This window comes from Pedobacter riviphilus (assembly GCF_014692875.1).
GTDB classification, from domain to species: domain Bacteria; phylum Bacteroidota; class Bacteroidia; order Sphingobacteriales; family Sphingobacteriaceae; genus Pedobacter; species Pedobacter riviphilus.
Window position 1 is genome coordinate 4,656,069 of the sequence record NZ_CP061171.1, and the last position, 19,795, is coordinate 4,675,863.

14 protein-coding genes and 1 pseudogene are annotated in these 19,795 nt (G+C 40.1%); 3 read left to right on the forward strand and 12 right to left on the reverse strand.

Translation table 11 applies throughout. The features are described from left to right. Nucleotides 1-16 precede the first annotated feature (16 nt). From H9N25_RS19145 to H9N25_RS19155, 3 genes are all read left to right on the forward strand, one after another. Complete coding sequence (locus tag H9N25_RS19145) at nt 17-1,663, forward strand: fibronectin type III domain-containing protein (RefSeq protein WP_167295716.1); 1,647 nt, start codon at nt 17-19, stop codon at nt 1,661-1,663. 81 nt (nt 1,664-1,744) lie between these two features. After that, the gene (locus H9N25_RS19150; RefSeq protein ID WP_190326902.1) at nt 1,745-2,767 is read left to right on the forward strand and encodes a pectinesterase family protein; all 1,023 of its coding nucleotides are present in this window, start codon (nt 1,745-1,747) and stop codon (nt 2,765-2,767) included. Between the two features lie 8 nt (nt 2,768-2,775). Next, entirely contained in the window at nt 2,776-3,516 is a 741-nt protein-coding gene (locus tag H9N25_RS19155) for a rhamnogalacturonan acetylesterase (protein ID WP_190326903.1), read from the forward strand. Between the two features lie 124 nt (nt 3,517-3,640). Here H9N25_RS19155 and H9N25_RS19160 read toward each other — a convergent pair whose 3' ends face one another. The 12 genes and pseudogenes from H9N25_RS19160 to H9N25_RS19210 all read right to left on the reverse strand — a co-directional run bounded on the left by H9N25_RS19160 (nt 3,641) and on the right by H9N25_RS19210 (nt 19,544). Continuing rightward, complete coding sequence (locus tag H9N25_RS19160) at nt 3,641-5,266, reverse strand: NADP-dependent glyceraldehyde-3-phosphate dehydrogenase (RefSeq protein WP_169502710.1); 1,626 nt, start codon at nt 5,264-5,266, stop codon at nt 3,641-3,643. Between the two features lie 112 nt (nt 5,267-5,378). Then, entirely contained in the window at nt 5,379-6,818 is a 1,440-nt protein-coding gene (locus tag H9N25_RS19165) for an MFS transporter (protein WP_190326904.1), read from the reverse strand. Nucleotides 6,819-6,839: 21 nt separating this feature from the next. Continuing rightward, nucleotides 6,840-7,217 carry a bifunctional 4-hydroxy-2-oxoglutarate aldolase/2-dehydro-3-deoxy-phosphogluconate aldolase gene (locus tag H9N25_RS24690; protein ID WP_255524493.1) on the reverse strand — a complete coding sequence of 126 codons (378 nt, stop codon included), beginning with the start codon at nt 7,215-7,217 and terminating at the stop codon, nt 6,840-6,842. Between the two features lie 20 nt (nt 7,218-7,237). Further along, nucleotides 7,238-7,501, reverse strand: coding sequence for a beta/alpha barrel domain-containing protein (locus H9N25_RS24695; protein WP_223833438.1), 264 nt, complete (start codon nt 7,499-7,501; stop codon nt 7,238-7,240). Further along, on the reverse strand, nt 7,494-8,549 hold the full coding sequence (locus tag H9N25_RS19175) for a sugar kinase (protein WP_190326905.1): 1,056 nt from the start codon (nt 8,547-8,549) through the stop codon (nt 7,494-7,496). The genes H9N25_RS24695 and H9N25_RS19175 overlap by 8 nt, the downstream gene beginning before the upstream one ends. A gap of 114 nt (nt 8,550-8,663) precedes the next feature. Further along, nucleotides 8,664-10,064, reverse strand: a complete 1,401-nt coding sequence (gene uxaC / locus H9N25_RS19180; RefSeq protein WP_190326906.1) for a glucuronate isomerase — start codon at nt 10,062-10,064, stop codon at nt 8,664-8,666. Nucleotides 10,065-10,267: 203 nt separating this feature from the next. Then, nucleotides 10,268-11,914 carry a UxaA family hydrolase gene (locus H9N25_RS19185; protein WP_190326907.1) on the reverse strand — a complete coding sequence of 549 codons (1,647 nt, stop codon included), beginning with the start codon at nt 11,912-11,914 and terminating at the stop codon, nt 10,268-10,270. 1 nt (nt 11,915) lies between these two features. Next, complete coding sequence (locus H9N25_RS19190; RefSeq protein ID WP_190326908.1) at nt 11,916-13,427, reverse strand: tagaturonate reductase; 1,512 nt, start codon at nt 13,425-13,427, stop codon at nt 11,916-11,918. 78 nt (nt 13,428-13,505) lie between these two features. Next, a pseudogene (gene pelA / locus H9N25_RS25510) lies at nt 13,506-14,536 on the reverse strand (pectate lyase). A 287-nt stretch (nt 14,537-14,823) separates the two neighbouring features. Further along, nucleotides 14,824-16,755 (reverse strand): glycoside hydrolase family 88/105 protein, encoded by a 1,932-nt coding sequence (locus tag H9N25_RS19200; RefSeq protein WP_190326909.1) that lies wholly within the window; start codon nt 16,753-16,755, stop codon nt 14,824-14,826. Next, on the reverse strand, nt 16,755-18,428 hold the full coding sequence (locus H9N25_RS19205; RefSeq protein WP_190326910.1) for a glycoside hydrolase family 28 protein: 1,674 nt from the start codon (nt 18,426-18,428) through the stop codon (nt 16,755-16,757). The genes H9N25_RS19200 and H9N25_RS19205 overlap by 1 nt, the downstream gene beginning before the upstream one ends. Nucleotides 18,429-18,587: 159 nt before the next feature. Continuing rightward, on the reverse strand, nt 18,588-19,544 hold the full coding sequence (locus H9N25_RS19210) for a pectinesterase family protein (RefSeq protein ID WP_190326911.1): 957 nt from the start codon (nt 19,542-19,544) through the stop codon (nt 18,588-18,590). Nucleotides 19,545-19,795 lie beyond the last annotated feature (251 nt).

The window sequence follows — 19,795 nt, forward strand, 5'->3', positions numbered from 1 at the left end:
TTTTTAGGTATTAATCATGAAAAAATACATTAACCATTTGGTTCTTAAAATCACTTTCCTTTTAGGAATAGTGATTTCCATTTCAGCCTGTAAGAAAGATGATCAGCCAACAGAAGCTGCGCGCTCTTTTAAACCTAGTGATGTTAAAGTTAGCGCATCTGCAATTTCTGCAAAACTAACTTGGACGGCACCATTAATGTCTACAGGGAAAGCATTAAAATACAGTATCGATTTTTCTACCGACTCGCTCTTCTCTAGCATAAAATATTCCACCACATCCGATACCACCGGCATTTCGGTAACCGAAGACAATTTAGCTGTCAGAACAAAATATTTTGCAAGGGTAAAAGCGAATGCAACTGAAACACAGCCGGAATCTAAATACCTTGTAAGCTCATCGTTTCAGTTAACAGGGATCCAGTTATTTTTACCAGTTAGGGATTCGGAGATTAAAGAAACCGGCATTACCCTGCGATATGCCCCGACAGTTGGTCTTACATCTATCGTATTAACACCTTCAACTGGAAATACAATAACAGCCACTTTAAGTACAGGAGATGCAACTGCAGGATTAAAAGCCATTACCGGTTTAACTGCGGGGATTAAATACAGTGCAGAGTTGTTCGCTGGCACTAAGAGCAAAGGCATCACTACTTTTACTACCCAAATGCCTACCAGCTACACTACTGTAATTTCTGCTACCGACGATCTGGCAGCTACCATTGCCGCAGCAGCAAACGGTGCAGTGATCGGCTTAAACCCGGGCACCTATAATTTAACTGCGGCAACAACATTTATTACGCAAAAAACCATCACCCTAAAATCGACATCCGGCACCGCTACAGATACAAAAATCAACTATAAAGAATTCGATTTAGAAGGCACAGGAGCTGGTTTAACGTTATCCGGATTAGAACTTGATGGTACAATAGGAGCTTCGCCTTATTTTATCAACCTGATTGGCTCGCAAACCAATGTTGGTGCAGCCGCAACTTTCACCAACATTATAGTTGATAACTGTATTGCACATGGCTCTACTACCGCGTTTTTGCGGGGAGACAGGGGTGCTGCGGTGAAAGATTTTAAAATTACAGGTATTACTGTTAATAACTCTATTGTTTACGATATGGGGGCAAATGGAACATCAACATATTATACCTTTAACATTACCAAGTTGCAGTTTAATACGCTTACGGTATCGAAATCTACTTTTTACAATTGTGGTCCTGGCCTGGTAATTAGTTCAACACCTTTTATTGCTGATCAAACACCAACCGTTTTGATCAGTTATTCTACCTTCAATGCATTTGGCGGAAGCAGTAAATATGCCTTGTTGGATGCAGCTACCAATCCGATCAATTTCAGCATCCAGAACAGCATTTTGGCCAATACACCAAAATCTGGAACGGTTAATGCAGCAGCCATAAGGGGTACAGGAGCGGGGAGTTCGATTACCATTTCGAATACCAATTATTTTAACCTGAACAGTGCGTTAACAGCAGGCACAGCCTTAACATTCAGCGCGGCAACCCTAAGTGTAACACAACAGCAAAACTTAGGTTGGACAGCAACAACCACCGATTTTACCCTGCCAGTAGGCTCAACGTTGAGAACCTCGAGCACTACCGGAACGGCAATCGGCGATCCACGCTGGGCTTTTTAACAACAACATTTATTTTACGAAGGGCAGGTTTTAATCTGCCCTTTTTTAATGAAATTTATATCGCAGTTCTAATTGATCATTATGACAAGAATTCCTTATTTCAAGATCATTACGCTAATCTTTATTAATGCTTTTTCCATTCTTTATCTCCATGCTCAGGACCCTAAATACCCATCAACAATAACCGTTTCAAAAGATGGCAATGCAAACTATAAAACCATTCAGGAAGCGGTAAATTCGGTTAGAGATTTAGGCGAGCAAGAAGTCAAAATATATGTTAAAAACGGCATTTATAAGGAAAAACTAATTATCCCGTCATGGAAAATTAAAATTACCATTATTGGCGAAAGTGCAGAAAATACTATCATCACCAACGATGATTACTCGGGTAAAGCCAACCCAACGGAAAAAGATGCTTTTGGCAATGCGAAATTCAGCACCTATACCTCATTTACGGTACTGATTCAGGGCAATGACATCCACTTCGAAAATTTAACCATTATCAATTCATCTGGACGCGTTGGCCAGGCTGTTGCGCTGCATGTAGAGGGTGATCGTTTCATAGCAAAAAACTGCAGGTTTCTGGGTAATCAGGATACGCTTTATGCTGCTATCGAAAATAGCCGTCAATACTTTCGAGACTGTTATATAGAAGGCACAACCGATTTTATTTTTGGCAAGGCAACGGTAGTCTTTCAAAATTGTACCATCAAAAGTTTAAGCGATTCTTACATCACTGCAGCTTCAACTTCTGCGCAACAGAAATTCGGATTTGTTTTTCTAAATTGTAAGCTCATTGCTGATACTGCTGTAACGAAATCGTATTTAGGCAGGCCATGGAGACCCTATGCAAAAACGGCATTCTTAAACTGTGAAATTGGGAAACACATTTTGCCTGACGGTTGGAATGCCTGGAAAGGCGACAAGATGTTCCCAGATAAGGAATTAACGGCTTTTTATGCTGAATATAAGAATAAAGGCGCTGGTGCATCGACCAAAACAAGATTACCCTGGACTAAACAGCTCACTGATAAAGAGGCTAAAAATTATACTTTAAAAAATATACTGGGTGGGCCAGATCGATGGAATCCACTCACAAATTAACTGAATAGATGAAAACGAATTTCCTTAAGATTTTTGCGGCAGGAGCCTTAGCTGTTTTATTCTCTTTTACTTTTGTTCAAAAGAAAACAAAGCTGTACATCATCGGCGATTCTACCGCGGCCAATAAAGAAGAAAAAGCATATCCCGAAACCGGTTGGGGTATGGCTTTACAAGCTTATTTTAAACCTGATGTTACGGTTGATAACCGAGCTTTAAATGGCAGGAGTACCAAATCGTTCAGGGCGGAGAAGCGTTGGGACCCCATTTTAGCGCAGTTAAATCCAGGTGATTATGTTTTTATAGAATTTGGGCATAATGATGAAAAAGTTGATAAACCTACGGTTGGTGTTTCACTGGCTGATTTTAAAATCAATTTGGTGAATTATGTAAAAGAAACCCGAAGCAAAAAAGCTTTCCCGGTTTTATTGACGCCTATTTCGCGTAGAAGTTTTAAGAATGGTGTATTAATTGATTCGCATGGCGATTATCCACGCATTACCCGGCACGTGGCCGATTCGTTAAATGTTCCTCTGATTGATATGCTGGTAAAAACGGAAAGTTTGTTAAACCGCCTGGGTGAAGAGCCATCCATCAAATTATTCAATTATGTTGATTCAGGAAATGTAAACTATCCAAATGGCAAGAAAGACAACACGCATTTAAGTCCAGAAGGTGCTAAACAAATTGCAGGTTTGGCAGTGAAAGGGATTAAAGAGTTGAAATTGAGTTTGGTGAAGAGTTTGAAGTAAGTTTTCCGTCATTGCTTCGTGCCTCGCAATGACGATTCACTCTATCATGCGGCATTAGAAAACAAAAAAGCCGCAAATTCAGAGATAGTAATCTGTGAATCTGCGGCTTAGTCTTATAATCTAATTAAAAAATATACTTCGTACTTAAAAAGTTCGAATCATCTCCTTTAACAATTTCGTTCAATAACTTTTTATTATCATCTGTAAATTTGGTTGCTACCAAAGAACGGATCGAGAACGAACGCAATGCATCCACTACAGAAAGTGTTCCTTCAGCACTGTCTTTGCGTCCTGTAAATGGAAAGGCATCTGGTCCACGTTGACATTGGCAATTGATATTTACGCGACTCACCTGGTTAACCAAAGGATCTATCAATGATGAAATTACCGCAGCGTTGTTGCTAAAAATACTCACTTGTTGGCCGTGCGGCGAACCGATTAAATATTCGATAGGTTCTTCCAGATCATCAAACGGAACAACAGGAACAATCGGGCCAAACTGCTCTTCGCGGTAGAGTTTCATATTGCTGTTTACCGGGTAAACAATGGCTGGATAAACAAAAGTTTCTAAAGTCTGTCCACCATTTTTGTTTACCACTTTAGCGCCGTGCGAAACTGCATCATCAATACATTCTTTTAAGTATTCAGGTTTGTTCAGCTCTGGCAGCGGTGTAAGGTTTACACCTTTCTCCCAAGGCATACCAAATTTCAGTTTTTCTACTTCTGCAGATAACCGTTTTAAAAATTCCTGCGCTAAACTGCGGTGCACATAAACGATCTTAATAGCTGTACAACGTTGTCCGTTAAAAGAAAGCGATCCTAAAACAGTTTCAGAAACCGCAAGATCAAGATCTGCATCTTTAGTAATGATCGCTGCATTTTTGGCATCCAAGCCCAAAATTGCCCTTAAACGGTTTACTTTAGGATGCAGTTTTTTAAGTTCGTTGGCCACCTTGCTCGATCCGATTAAGGTAAGTACATTAATTTTTCCCGATTTCATTAAACCTGGAACAATTGTATTGCCACGTCCGTAAATCGTATTTACCACACCCTTAGGAAAGCTGGAACGGAACGCCTCCAATAAAGGGTAATGTAATAAAGTACCATGTTTAGGTGGTTTGAATAAAAGCGTATTGCCCATAATCAAAGCTGGGATCAAGGTGGTAAAAGTCTCGTTTAAAGGATAATTGAACGGGCCCATACAAAGCACCACCCCAAGCGGAGAACGACGCACCTGGGCCACAATACCTTGTTCTATTTCGAAACGTGATGACTGCCTGTCGATATCTTTCAGTGCATCGATGGTTGCGTAGATATATTCAACTGTACGGTCGAACTCTTTAACCGAATCGGCATAAGATTTTCCGATTTCCCACATAATGAGTTTGGCAACAATTTCTTTTTGCTCAATCATTTTATGAGTAAAATTTTCTACACAGGCAATGCGGTCGGCAACGCTCATGGTTGGCCATTGTCCGCGACCGTTGTCATAAGCGGCTACGGCGGCATCCAAAGCTTCTGTCGATTCTTTTTCTGTACATACCGGGAAACTACCGATACGCTTTCGTTTCAAACCCTCAGGGGTTTTTACGCATACTGGAGAAAAGACTTCATTAAACGGTCCGTTCCACGGTTTCATCTCTCCATTTGATAGAAACTCCTTTTGATTGATTTCTTCCGTGAGCCTAAATTCATCTGGAATCTGGCTCTCTTCAACGAAAATACTTTCGAGGTTTAGCGTTGTACTCAATTTTAAGTTGTTGTTAGGGTTAAATTAATGTTAAATCTATAGTTTAAGTATAGATTCGTTTGTATAAAAAGGCTGATGGTTCAGAAAGCTTTCCTTAACATCAGCCTTTGGTTTATTTTAGTTCGATTACTTTATATTTTGGCACTAGGGTTTTCATTACCGTCCAACCGATTAAATAACATACCGCACAGATGGAAAAGATAATGAAATAACCGGCCTCCTCACCCTTAAAACCCATAAAAACAATCTCGTTTTTGCCCGTGTAATCGAACAGCAAACCAGAGCCTTTATTAATGATGAAAGAGCCTAAACCGCCCGCCATACCACCAATACCTGTAATGGTAGCAATGGCTTTTTTAGGAAACATATCGCCTACGGTTGAAAATATATTTGCCGACCACGCCTGATGGGCTGCACCTGCAATACCGATAATAATTACCGGAATCCAATAGGTAATATGGCCTAAAGGCTGTGCGGCCAAAGCCAAAAGTGGGAAAAATGCAAAAATCAACATCGCCCTCATACGGCCTTCGTAAGGATTCATACCTTTTTTATCAACGAAATAGGTTGGTAACCATCCTCCGATAATCGAAAGCAGGGTAATCACGTAAAGTACAAATAGTGGTAATGCACTTTGTGTAGAATCCATACCATAAACCGATTTTAGGTAGGCAGGAGTCCAGAATAAAAAGAACCACCACACGCCATCGGTCATAAATTTACCAAAGGCAAAAGCCCAGGTCTGTTTATATTTAAAGCAATCGATAAAAGAAACTTTTTCTTTGGTCTCTTCCACATAATCAGCCAGTTTACGATCGTTGATCACATCCTGCTGAATATAAGCCAACTCTTCAGGGCTAACTCTTTTATGCAACTCTGGTTTATTATACACAAACACCCATAGCCCCATCCATACAAAACCAAGTGCACCGATAATGATGAACGACATTTCCCATCCATAAGCTTTTGCAATAAAAGGGATGGTAATCGGTGCAGCTAGTGCACCTACAGTAGCTCCTGCATTAAAAATACTGGTTGCAAATGCCCTGTCTTTTTTAGGGAAATACTCTGCTGTGGCTTTAATCGCTGCGGGAAAATTTCCTGCCTCTCCAACAGCCAATACAAAACGGGCAAAAATAAACAGGGTAACACTTACCGAAACAATTAACCCGGTATCGTTAACACGGGCAATAACTTCTTTGGCACCCTCAAATCCTACAAACCAGTTTCCATTGATGATCCCAGCTGTGGCGATACCACAGAAGGCGTGTAAACAGGCTCCAACAGACCAAACGCCTATTGCCCATAAAAAGCCTTTTTTGGTATCTAGTTTATCAACCAAACGACCTGCAAAAAGCATCGATATTGCATAGAAAATAGAGAACAGGGCCGTAATATTTCCATAATCATTATTATCCCAATGAAATTCAGGTTTAATAAAATCTGTCCAGGTTAACGAAAGTACCTGTCTATCTAAATAATTTATGGTCGTGGCTAGAAATAACAGCAAACATATGGTCCATCTGTATTTGCTTGTTTTGGGTTGGTTCATTTGGTTAGGGTGTCTTAAATTTTATTTGCTCTGCTGAATTAAGTCAAGCGCTAATTTTGTATTGTCGAATAACTCCTCGTAAAGACCTTTGCTCATCACATCTTTACTGATTAATTTGCTGCCCATACCTACGGCACAAACGCCTGATTTAAACCAGGTTTTTAGGTTGTCGGCATTAATTTCTACACCACCAGTTGGCATAAACAGCTGTCCGGCGAAAAGATCTTTAATTGATGAAATAAATTCAGGTCCTAAGATGTTGGCAGGAAAAATTTTGATCAGCATGGCTTTGTGCTCTTGTGCGATGCTGATTTCGGTCGGCGTCATACAACCGGGGATCCAAAGCATACCGATTTTGTTTGCAATTTCGGCAACTGCCGGATTTATAATAGGTGCCACAATAAAATCTGTTCCGGCTTCTATAAATGCATTTGCATCAGCGGGGTTTTAATTGTTCCAATACCTAGATAAAGATCGGGCATTTCTGCATCACGGATTTCTTTTAACTTTTTAAAGTTCGGCAGAGCCGATTTACCACGATTGGTGTATTCGAAAACTCGAACACCAGCTTTATACAAAGTGCGTAATATTTCTACACTTCCCGATTCGCTATCCTGATAAAAAAGGGGTAACATGCCCTGCTCTAAAATGGCATCTAAAATTTTGTGCTTGTTGCTAATCATTGCGTATTATTCTTTTTTCTATATCGGCTACAGTACTGGTTGTAGCATCACTTGGAATGTATAATTTATCGTATGCGGCAGCTGTGGCAAAATTCAAGGTTTCTTTTGCAGACAGTTGGTTGTAAAAGCCGAAAATCAAGCCCGCCATAAAACAATCGCCACTACCTACTTTATCTAAAATTTCTTCAGAAATATATTCTTCAGAAACGGTTAATTCATCAGCGGTATAAATGGCAGTATAGTACCTGATGCCTTTGCCATGATCGAACCTGAAGGTATTTGCAACTGCTTTACATGCCGGAAACAAACTTAATATTTCTTTAGAAGTATCTGTTGCCTGTTGCAGTAACGTTTCCTTTGCATAACCCTCAGTTGGTGTTAAATCTTCGTGAAGTGCAGTACCCAACATTTTATTGGCCGCCCAAACATTGCCCATAATCAGCGTGCAATATTGAGCCAGCTCAGGTAAAACATCAATCGGATCTTTACCATATTTCCAAAGTTTGGCGCGATAGTTTAAATCAAGCGAAATGGTGATATTTTTTGCACTTGCCGCTTTTAAAGCTTCTAAGCAAACATCAGCAATAGATTGATTTATTGCCGGACATATGGCGCTAAAATGAAACCAGCCAACACCATCGAAAACTTTATCCCAGTTAATCTGTCCAACTTTTAAATCAGCATAGGCCGAATTTGCCCTATCGTAAATTACGCCTGCATTTTTAAGGTCTTTCCCTTTCGGAAGATAGTATAAACCCAAACGCTCTCCATGGTAAACCATAGGGGTAGTATCGATGTTCCGGGCATCAAGATAATCTACAATTTCGCGCGTTACCGAATTATCGGGTACAGCCGATAAGTAAGTTGAAGGAACATTCCAAAGTGCCAGTGCCGTTGCTACATTCAGCTCTGCACCGCCAACATAAAACGGAAGTTTATTTTCTTTTAACCAAGCACCATCCATATCAGGGCAGATGCGTAAAAGTATTTCACCAAAGCTTAAAACTTTTTTTCCTTTTTTTGATGAAGCGAATATTTGGGTGCTCATTTTTGTATCTAATTGGCGTATTTCATGCTGTTTTCTGCAACGGTATGAAAGTGGAAGGAAAACGATTGAAATGATTTGATTTCAACGAAATACCTCTTTAAAGCCCTATTTTGGTTAAAATTTAAAGTAATTTTTTGCGTTAAAGTACGAAATATCCTGAACAATTTTGCCAACCCACTCCAAGTCGTTCGGCAATTCGCCATTCTCGATGTCTTCTCCAAACAGGTTGCAAATAATTCGTCTGAAATATTCGTGGCGCGGAAAAGAAAGAAAACTGCGCGAATCGGTAAGCATACCCACCAAACGGCTTAAAAGCCCCATATTCGATAATGCGTTTAACTGTTTAATCATGCCGTCTTTCTGATCCAAAAACCACCAGGCTGAACCGAATTGCACTTTACCAGCAACTGAACCATCGTTAAAGTTACCGATCATTGTGGCAATCAACTCGTTATCAGCCGGATTAAGGTTGTAAATAATGGTTTTGGCCAATTTATCCTGATTATCTAAACGGTTCAAGAATTTAGAAAGCATACGGGCCTGGCTAAAATCGCCGATTGAATCCCAACCAGTATCAGGGCCTAATTGCCTTAACATCCGGGCATTGTTGTTGCGCAGTGCACCTAAATGATATTGTTGTACCCAGCCTTTTTCGTGATCCCACTCTGCAAAATAAACCAGCATAGCCGATTTAAATTTCAGGTTTTCCTCGTAAGAAATGTTTTGTTTACTACGGATTTTATTAAAAATCGAGGCAATTTCTGTTTCGGTATAATCTTCAGCATAAATTTGCTCTAAGCCATGGTCAGAAACTGAACAGCCATTTGCGGCAAAGTAATCATGACGGCTTTTTAAAGCATCAATATAATCCTGAAAGCTGCTGATTGTTTTATCTGCAACACTTTCCAATTTGTCGATATACTTGTTTAAACCTTCAATATCATCGCTATTCATCGCTTTATCCGGGCGGAAAGCTGGCAACATTTTTAAGCTAACGCCTTCTCTTGCCAATTGCTGGTGGAAGTTTAAACTATCCAAAGGATCATCGGTAGTACAAACGGCTTCAACATTCATTTTAGCCAGCAAACCACGTACAGAATATTCAGGTGTTTGTAATTTCGCAGAACATTCGTCGAAAATTTTCTGAGCCGTTTTACCTGAAAGTAAATCAGTTATACCAAAATAGCGTTGAAGTTCCAGATGTGTCCAGTGGTATAAAGGATTGCGCAGCGTGTAAGGAACGGTTTCTGCCCATTTCTCAAATTTTTCATAATCAGATCCTACACCTGTGATGTATTTTTCATCAACACCGTTGGCACGCATGGCTCTCCATTTGTAATGATCGCCAGCAAGCCAAACCTGGCTAATATTGGAAAATTGAGTATTATTGGCAATCTGCTCTGGTATAAGGTGATTATGGTAGTCGATAATCGGCAACGATTTTGCAAAATTGTGATAAAGCTTTTCAGCAGTCTTGCTTTGCAAAAGAAAATTTTCGTCTAAAAAAGATTTCATGCTATGTGATTTGAGACATTAGATAAAGGATTTGAGATGTTCTAAATGCCTTTCTATTAATTTTATTTTTTACCCCTGGTCTGTGTCTTCACAGACCGGAATTGAATTTATATTTTTTATCTATTGGTAATAATATTGTCCATGGTCTGTGGGGACACAGACCACGGAATTTGGCTCCAAGACTCACGACTTGGGACTTATGACTAAAGACTAACCCCCCGTTTCCAAGGAATAAAATCATCCTGGTTTAGCAACACGGCCTTAGGAATTACCTCACCACTGGCTGCTTTAATGCAATATTCTAAAATATCTTCGCCCATTTGTTCGATGGTTTTTTCGCCTTCAATTACTGGTCCGCAGTTGATATCGATAATATCGCCCATGCGTTTGGTTAATGCATTATTGGTTGAAACCTTAATGGTTGGGCAAACCGGGTTTCCCGTAGGCGTACCCAAACCTGTAGTAAACAAAATTAGTGTTGCTCCTGAGGCTGCTTTTCCGGTAGTGGCTTCTACGTCATTTCCAGGAGTACAAACTAAGTTTAATCCTGGTTTTGTAGCAGGTTCGGTATAATCCAAAACATCTTCAACTGGAGAGGTTCCCCCTTTTTTAGCTGCTCCGGTACTTTTAATGGCATCGGTAATCAAACCATCTTTTATATTTCCAGGCGATGGGTTCATGAAAAATCCGGAACCCACATTTTCTGCCGATTGATTGTAAGCAGTCATCAATTGAATGAATTTACGCGCAGCGGTTTCGTCTTTAGTCCGGTCGATTAACTGCTGTTCTGCGCCGCAAAGTTCAGGGAACTCCGCTAGAAGTACCGTTCCACCCAGCGCCACCAATAAATCAGAGGTATAACCTACTGCCGGATTTGCACTGATTCCACTAAAACCATCGCTACCGCCACATTTAACACCTAAAACCAGTTTGCTTAAAGGAGCAGGCTGACGTTCGATCTTATTAATTTCGGTTAAGCCGATAAAAGTTTTTCTGATGGCTTCCTTCACCAACTGTTCTTCGCTTTGCGATTGTTGCTGCTCAAACACAAATAAAGGTTTATCGAAATTCGGACTACGGTGTTTTAAATCGTCCATAAAATCTTTAACCTGTAAATTTTGGCAGCCCAGACTTAACACCGTTACACCGGCCACATTGGGGTGATCGGCATATGCTGCTAATAATTTACTTAACACAGCAGCATCCTGGCGGGTACCACCGCAACCACCCTGGTGATTTAAGAACTTAATGCCATCTACATTTTTAAAAATACGGTTGGCCGTTGGATTAGCCTGTCCGATAGCGCTTGGATCGGCCTCAGCTAAAATTTCACCATTTTTATAAGCCTCCACCAGTTGGTGTGCATAAGATTTGTATTTATCGGTTACCGCATAACCCAATTCATTGTGCAAGGCTTCACGGATCACATCCAGATTACGGTTTTCACAGAAAACAGTCGGAATAAACAACCAATAATTTGCGGTGCCCACGCGGCCATCACTACGGATATAACCGTTAAAGGTTCTGCCTTCAAACTTAGAAACATCAGGTGCATGCCACTCGTAATGGTACGGACGGAATTCGTATGGATCTGAAGCATGTTTAGTATTTTCAGTATCCATTAAACCACCTTTTAGGATAAAATGCTGTGCTTTCCCCACCAGTACACCATACATAATGATGTGATCGCCCGCATTCATATCCTGCATAAAAAACTTGTGCTTAGCCTGGATATCATCCTGCAAAATATATTCCTGCCCATCGTAAATAACGGTTTCGCCTTTTGCCAGGTTTTGCAGGGCAACAAGTACATTATCGTTAGGATGGATTTTTAAAATTCTAGTAACCATTTTAAATTGTTCTTTCTGAATGCAAGTTACTCAAAGTTTCTTTTGCACCCTTATTCTGTAATAAGTCAACGTAAGATTTTACGGCCGCGTTAAAGCCCGGGTAATTATTAAGGTTTTTATCCCAAAGACGTCTGTCGCCAAGAGTATTATCTACAACCGTTTCGGGATTTTTCCAGTATTCGTATAAAATTTCTGCAAATTCATCCTGTATCGGGTAGCTTTTTCCATTTGCGCTGGCCGTGTAAGTATCACCATCTTTATTCACATTCATGAAAAGGATATATGCTGCCACACCTAAAGCGGTAAGTTGAGGTACTTCATTTTTTAAAGCATAATACCTCCTGATGAGTGGCATATTGCGCATCTGCATTTTTGAGGTAAAATTTAACGTAATAGCCTGCCACTGGTGTTCTAATGATGGATTGCTAAAACGGTCGATTACGCTTTCTGCAAAGGCAATCGCTTCGTCATAAGTAATATCTTCATTTACCACAACAGGTGCAATTTCATCTTTCATCAGTTTTAAAACATTGGCAGAGAAATCTTTATCTGCCATAGCCTCTTTTACAGTATTAAAGCCTGCTAAAATGGCTAGCCCACAACTGATGGTGTGTGTACCATTAAGTAAACGGAGTTTTAGCTCTTTAAATTTATCGATCGATGGAACAACAAAAACCCCTTTATCGGCCTTTGCAAAAGATAAAATCTCCTTCACGTTTTCGCTCGATGATTCGATAGCCCAAAGCCTGAAGGGTTCGGCCATAATCATGAGTTCATCTTCGTAACCCAGTTCACTTTCAATCGCTTTTTGTTCGGCCTCTGGAAGCTTTCCCGGAACAATCCTATCTACCAGGGTTTTGCAAAAATGATTGGCTGTTTTTAACCAGTTTTCGAAATCCCAGCCCAATTTGTTCTGGATGGCCAGATCTAATAAAATTTCTTTCAGTTTATCAGCATTATCGCTGATTAATTCCGTTGGAACAATCACCATTCCGCTTTCGGCCGAGCCATTAAAAGCAGTATATCTTTCGTGCAAGAATGCCAGTAATTTCCCTGGGTAAGATTGCGGCGGATTATCGGTTATTTTATCTTCGCTTTTAACAATCCCAACTTCAGTTGTGTTCGAAATTACAACCTGCATTTCTGGCTGGTGCGCAGCTTTTAAAATCTCTGCCCAATCTTGCGAGGCCGATAAAACACGACTGATTGAAGCGTTGATTGAATTTTCTTCTACGCTAACGCCATCCTCGATACCTTTTACACAAAGTGTGTACAAATTATCCTGTTTCGAAAATGCATCAGCACCACCCTTTGAAGTAGATTTAACGACCAAAACCCTACCGTTAAAAATGCCTTTTTGATTGGCTTTATCAATAAAATAATCAGGTAAGCCACGTAGTAAAACACCAGTTCCAAACTGGATTACTTTTTCTGGTAATGCTAAAATTTCTGCGCTTGGTTTGATAACCTTGTCGCCGTTAATGTTTTTTAAATTTTCTTTATTTAAAATCATTGGTAATGTTGTTTAACCACCAAGGCCCAATGGCACAAAGTGTGATTCATAATGATCCGTTTAACCCGTTATACTTTACTATTTCCCGATTGTGGTCAACCACTTCGGATATTCTTTCTCTATAAATTTTTGTGCCCAACTACCGTACCAGGCATAACCGTTTCTACGCTCTGGGATTAGCTCTTCTAGCTTTAACTTGATGCTATTGTCTCTATCTCCAAAAATTGGGATATTTTTATCGAGGTCGTAGAAACGTGCCCACACCATTGATGTTGGATCGGCCACCAGTACCGCATTTTTTTCTTTCGTTGTTGGGTCAGTGGTTCGCTCGAAACGGTAACCTGCAACTTTGTAGGTATTAAACCAGTTATAAGCAGCGGTTATGGCTGTTTTAATTTCGGGCGATGGATTTTTAAAACGCATTAAAAAGCGTATAATGCCCATTGATTCACTAGTACTTAATGATGCGGGTTCGAAATTTCTGGCTTTTGCAGGCAACATGGTATCTTTATCATATTGCGCCCCCAAATGGTTAAGATTCCGTTCTGTTTTACCTGTGTTTTGATAATACAATCGATGCCTTTTGCAACGGCTTTCTCTGCTTTCTTGATGTAAGCCGGATTCACGACCTCAAAATCATTTTTCTGTGTAACAATATCTTGTAAGATGTTCAGCACATTAATCATTGCATCATCATTGTAGGTAATTTCTGAACGGTACAAGGTTTTATCAGGATAATACTGTGGCCAGCCACCATTGGCATATTGAGCTGATAAAATATAATCTAATCCTTTTTCAGCTGCCGCTAAATAAGCCTTATTCTGTGTTTTTTTATAAGCTTGAACCAGGTATACCACTTCTCTGCTGGTGGCTTTGTTATCGAATGTGGCGTGCAGATCTTTAGTTGCTTTTATTCTGGCCAAAAGCTCAGGTGTTAAGGTTGCACCATAGTTAACCACGCTTTTATCTTCCAGCTGCTTCGGCCAACCACCATTGCCCAATTGATAAACAAGCATTTTATCTGCCGTAGAATCGGTAGGCTGCTGCGCATAACACGATAGCATTAAGCTTATACAGATCAGGGTTAACAGTATTTTTATTTTCATCATTGTTGTTTGTTAGTTTATTGCCACGGAAGCACGGATTACCGCGGAGTATTTTTTCATCCAATCTGTCACGTTGAGCTTGTCGAAACGATGTTTGCTGTAATTTTAACAGGCCCTTCGACAGGCTCAGGATGACAATTCTATTTCGTAATTGTGTTCATCTTTTTCATCTGCGATTAATTTTACCTGGAACCACTCCCGTGGTCTGTGTCCCCACAGACCACCACTTAATTCTTTTTCCTTGCTTCCGCGTTTCCGTGGCTAATATTTAATTTATCTGTGGTTAAAACCTACTTTTTACCCAGAGCCTGTTTGATCAGCCAGTTTACCAGATCGTTCGTGGCCTTAAAGTTTTCAAAATCTGCGGGCAATTTCCTGCCATCGATATATTCGTTGTAAAACCAAGGGTCCCCCACCGCGAAAACAGTTCCTTTACCATATTTTGCTGTTGCAATAAGTACGTCGCCATTATCTGTTAAGGCAGAAACGGCAGTTTTTTTTGCTACAATGGTGGAAATCTCTTTGATATAAACTTTCTTGGCTGTTTTAAAAATTGAGTTTCCGGCAGGGATTTTTACAGCGCCTTGTTCAAAGTTCGAACCTTGAACCTTGTTGCGGCTATCCTCGTTAAAATGAATACCGAAGGTTTCTGGCAATACATTAAATTTCGAAATTTCACAATTTCCGGCATCGTTTAAGAGTAGCACTAATACGCCACCAGCTTTAACCCAATCACTAATCTGTTTGGCATGTGTAGCATTCATGAAATTTGGGTTTGCCGTTTCTTTCTCCGTATCTGGATCTACAATAATGTAAATGTTACTTCCTTTTAAGTTTGCTGTGGTTGGTGCTGTTTTAAGGGTAGCCGTTTTAACCCCCGCGTCATTAAATACTTTTCCAAATAAAGAGAAGCCGTTGTTATCATCCTCCTCCCAAAGGTAATGGAAAGGGATTTTATCTCCGGTCGGACCGGTCATGTATTCATTATTGAAGAAATTATCAAGGGTAACGGTTAAACCTTTTCCAGGTTTTGGTAGCTGATCTATTTCCATTTCTGAAGCTGCGCAGATAAATGAGCCTACACCTTTTGGATCGTTGGTGATTACTTTTTCGCTGATGTAATAATCGAAACTTCCATCGCGGTATTTGGGTTTTCCACCCAAACCTGATACGGAAACGGTTTTAGTGAGGTTAATTCTTTCTGTTCCTGCTTGTTCAACAAATTCTTTCTTTAAACCTGTGTAACCTTTATTTGCTGCAGCCATAAATGATGGCGCCAACCAACCTTTGCGTACCCCTTTGGCCAAGCCATATACAAACATGCTTGAGGCCGAACTTTCCAGGTAATTTCCTTTTCTGGTTGGCAGATCTAAAATATCGAACCAAACACCTGATTTTTGATCCTGGTATTTTACCGCTGCTGTTGCGGTACGGTTTAAAATGGCGATCAATTCTTTCCGTTGTGGATGATTGGCGGGAAAATTATCCAGCACATCTACCAAAGCCATAATGTACCAGCCCATTGCCCTGCCCCAGAAATTTGCTGAGCGGCCTGTTTTTTTATCGGCCCACTGCTCCGTTCTGCTTTCATCGTATCCGTGATAAAGTAATCCTGTTTTAACATCGCGGGCATTTTTCTCCATCAGGATAAACTGCTTGGCAATATCATCGAAAGCTTCATCTTTTTTCATTAGCCTGGCGTACTCCGCATAAAACGGTTCACCCATGTACAAACCATCCAGCCACATTTGATTGGGATAAATTTTCTTGTGCCAAAAGCCACCTTCCTGGGTACGCGGCTGTTTTTGCAGCTGATCGTATAATCTGGTTGCCGCTAACAGGTATTTCTGTTGCCCGGTAACTTTGTATAACAATAATAACGAACGGCCATTTTTAATGTTGTCGATATTAAAATCGTCAGGTTTATACGTATTGATATTTCCTTCCTTATCCAAATAGGCATCCATTGAACCTTGGATATATTTGAAATATTTTCCATCGCCGGTATTTCGCCAAACCGTTGCGGCACCTTCCAGTACCACCCCCATGTCGTAGGTCCATTTAGGCCCTTTAGCACCTTTTAACAGTGTAGTATCCTGAAATAATTTTTCCATTGCAGTTAAGGTTAACTGTTCTGATAATTTCTTTTGGGCAAATCCACTTTGCGATAAAATAGAAAAACCGATGAGCGCAGCTGCTGTATATAAAACTGATCTTTTCATTATTTTGAAATTTCCAATGCTTTTTTATCTACTTCGGCACTTAAAAGTGAAGCCGTTTTGGCTTTAGAAACATCTGTTGCACTAATTTTTATGCCTTTTGTTTTTTCGCCCGCAACACCGAACAAAACCTTGCTGTTATCAGGGTATTTTAAGTTACTGATATTGATGTTGGAACTGTTCTGGATCATCACCACCGGATTGGTGTTTTCGGTAATTACGTTTATGTTTTTAAGGAAAATTCCTGCAGCTTCAATAATTTCAATCCCTTTCTTCGCTTTTATGGTTACGTTTTCCAGGTGGATATCTTTGATGTTCATTTCGGGTAAACCTCTAAAAAAAATAGCTTTTTCAGCTCCATTGGCTACTATGTCTTTTATATAAAAATTTCTGAACTGTGGAGTAGCCTCAGTAACCGGAACCGTTACGGTTTTAATGGCTTCACGTTTTTCACCTGCCAATGGAACCGGATCAACCGCAGCATAATACATGTCGAACAGAATCGCTTCACCCGGAATATCGATCATGTTGATGTTGTTGATATAAATATTTTCGACCACACCACCACGGCCTCGGGTAGTTTTAAAGCGCAGGCCTATGTCGGTACCGATAAAAGAACAGTCGTACACCCAGATATTTTTTGCACCACCGCTCATTTCGCTGCCAATTACAAAACCACCATGCGCATGGTAAACCACATTATTGCGAACAATTACATTTTCTGTAGGCACACCGCGTTTGCGGCCCGCTTCATCTCTTCCCGATTTAATACAGATCCCATCATCACCCACATCGAAAGTGCTGCCTTCAATCAATACGTTTTTACACGATTCTACATCAACACCATCACCGTTCTGCGCAAACCAAGGGTTTTTTACCTGTAGATTTCTTAAGGTCAAATCCTCACAAAGTAAAGGGTGTAAATTCCATGCTGGTGAATTTTGAAAGGTAACACCTTCTAAAAGAACTTTTTTACAACCCGTTAAAACCAACAAATTCGGACGAAGAAAATCTTTAATATCTTCATAATCGGCTGCTGTTTTACCAGCTTCAATTACACCTGCATTTTTAGTATTCGAACCTTTAACTGTTTTCTCAGATGGGTACCACATTTTTCCGTCTGCCCTCACTATGCCGCCAGATGCCACTAAGGTTTTCCACTGTGTTTCGGTCAATTTATCTTTTTTAACCATGCGCCAGGCGCCACCGTTCCCATCGATAATTCCCGTTCCGGTAATAGCGATATTTTCAAGGTTAACACCTGAAATCGGACTTTGGTTCCGCCATGCAGGCTGACCTTCCCAATTTCCCTGTACCAGTTTATATTGATTAAAATCTGCCGTAAATTGAAGGATGGCATCGCGTTTTAGATGCAGGTTTACATTGCTTTTTAATTCGATTGGTCCGGTTAACCACAAACCCGAAGGGATTAATACCACACCGCCGCCTTTCTGGCTAACACTGGCAATCGTTTTATTAATGCTTTCTGTATTTAAGGTAATGCCATCGCCTTTTGCGCCAAAGCTGATAATGCTTGTTGTATCATTTTTAAATTTAACCTGCTGAATAATGGGTAAACTTTGCTTTTGTTGCGCCATGACAGAACCTGCAGCAGATAAAATTAAGCATGCGAGAGCCACTTTAATATGGCATAAACGACCAGAAATATATTTCATTATTTGCGCTGTTAAATTATACTTGGTTATTGTAATAACAAGTGTACGTTGTTTGCACTTAAAACAGAAGAGAAATCTATGCAATCGTTACCGGAAAACAAGGCAAAAAGACGCTCACAAGAAGATAATTAATAACTGTATATCAATTTATTAACAATCTTATTTCGCCTCTGGATTCCACCCACGGAAAACGTTTTCCAAAATGTAGGCCTCATACTCATTATCAGTTAATTGGTGCGACCAATTTACCCTGCTTTTTGGATCGGCACCTTTTCCGGTACTTTTATATTCGGCATAATAAGCCGTTTTCTCATTACTCTCTTTACCCCAGTTGTTCCACCCTTCAGGGCGAATAAAATCAGGCAGTTCGCAGTTGAGGTACGCAACTTTTGCATAAGGCCTCCAGGGACGGCCTAAGTAAAAACTATTGGCAGGAGCATCTCCTTTGATTTTACATTTGTTGAATACATAGCCATATTTTGTGGTATCGGCAGTTGAAGCAGCCGTGATATAACCTGCCTTTTTGCAGAAAATGGTACAGCTTTCAAACCAGGCTGTCGAAGCTCCGAAAATAAAATCTACGGTCCCTTCGATATAACAGTTTTTATAATATTGGCGGTTGTTCCCTCCATAGGTATAAAGCGTATCCTGAAAGCCTAAAAACCTACAGTTGGTAAAAATTAATTTATCACCCCCGGCCCAAACCGCAACGGCTTGCCCCACCGGACCTGATGAATTTTCGAAGGTGATGTTCTCAGCAGAAAAGCCTTCGCCATAAATATAAAAGCTAGAAGAACCCGAGGTGCCTTTTTCTTCGCCAAAAGCATTCTTCTTCTGGGCATAGTCATCATAAGTTAAAATGGTTTCGTTTACACTTTCGCCAATGAACCTTACATTCCTTTTAGAGGCGGCCAATACCAGCTTTTCTTTATAAATACCTTTTTTGATAAAGATTACAGTTGTTTTGTTCCTGAAATCGGGCACTGCGTGGATCGCTTCCTGTACCGTTTTAAAATTTCCGCTTCCATCGGCAGCTACCACAAAATCGGGCTTAACATCTAGGGCATAAACTACTGATGAAACAGTTATCAGAAAAAATAGGATGATTGCTTTCATATCAATTTGGTTAGGCTTAAATTAAAATCGGCCACGTAAAAGTATAAACTTTGTAACGCAGCCGTGTTTTTAAAATATATGATGAACAATTTTAAACATTAATATTCATCAGAAAGAAGTTTTTTCGAGATTAAACATTGCAAACGATGTCGGGAACGATTGCACAATAACAACTTGTCTAAAAATAAAAAAAGACTTAATCTTGTTGATAGGCTAATTTGATAAAATAGACTCGTCGTCATTCCCAACTT

Coding starts and splice junctions, on each gene's coding strand:
- H9N25_RS19145 (WP_167295716.1), top strand. CDS start 17: ATGAAAAAATACATTAACCATTTGGTTCTTAAAATCACTTTCCTTTTA.
- H9N25_RS19150 (WP_190326902.1), top strand. CDS start 1,745: ATGACAAGAATTCCTTATTTCAAGATCATTACGCTAATCTTTATTAAT.
- H9N25_RS19155 (WP_190326903.1), top strand. CDS start 2,776: ATGAAAACGAATTTCCTTAAGATTTTTGCGGCAGGAGCCTTAGCTGTT.
- H9N25_RS19165 (WP_190326904.1), bottom strand. CDS start 6,818: ATGAACCAACCCAAAACAAGCAAATACAGATGGACCATATGTTTGCTG.
- H9N25_RS24695 (WP_223833438.1), bottom strand. CDS start 7,501: ATGATTAGCAACAAGCACAAAATTTTAGATGCCATTTTAGAGCAGGGC.
- H9N25_RS19175 (WP_190326905.1), bottom strand. CDS start 8,549: ATGAGCACCCAAATATTCGCTTCATCAAAAAAAGGAAAAAAAGTTTTA.
- uxaC (WP_190326906.1), bottom strand. CDS start 10,064: ATGAAATCTTTTTTAGACGAAAATTTTCTTTTGCAAAGCAAGACTGCT.
- H9N25_RS19185 (WP_190326907.1), bottom strand. CDS start 11,914: ATGGTTACTAGAATTTTAAAAATCCATCCTAACGATAATGTACTTGTT.
- H9N25_RS19190 (WP_190326908.1), bottom strand. CDS start 13,427: ATGATTTTAAATAAAGAAAATTTAAAAAACATTAACGGCGACAAGGTT.
- H9N25_RS19200 (WP_190326909.1), bottom strand. CDS start 16,755: ATGAAAAGATCAGTTTTATATACAGCAGCTGCGCTCATCGGTTTTTCT.
- H9N25_RS19205 (WP_190326910.1), bottom strand. CDS start 18,428: ATGAAATATATTTCTGGTCGTTTATGCCATATTAAAGTGGCTCTCGCA.
- H9N25_RS19210 (WP_190326911.1), bottom strand. CDS start 19,544: ATGAAAGCAATCATCCTATTTTTTCTGATAACTGTTTCATCAGTAGTT.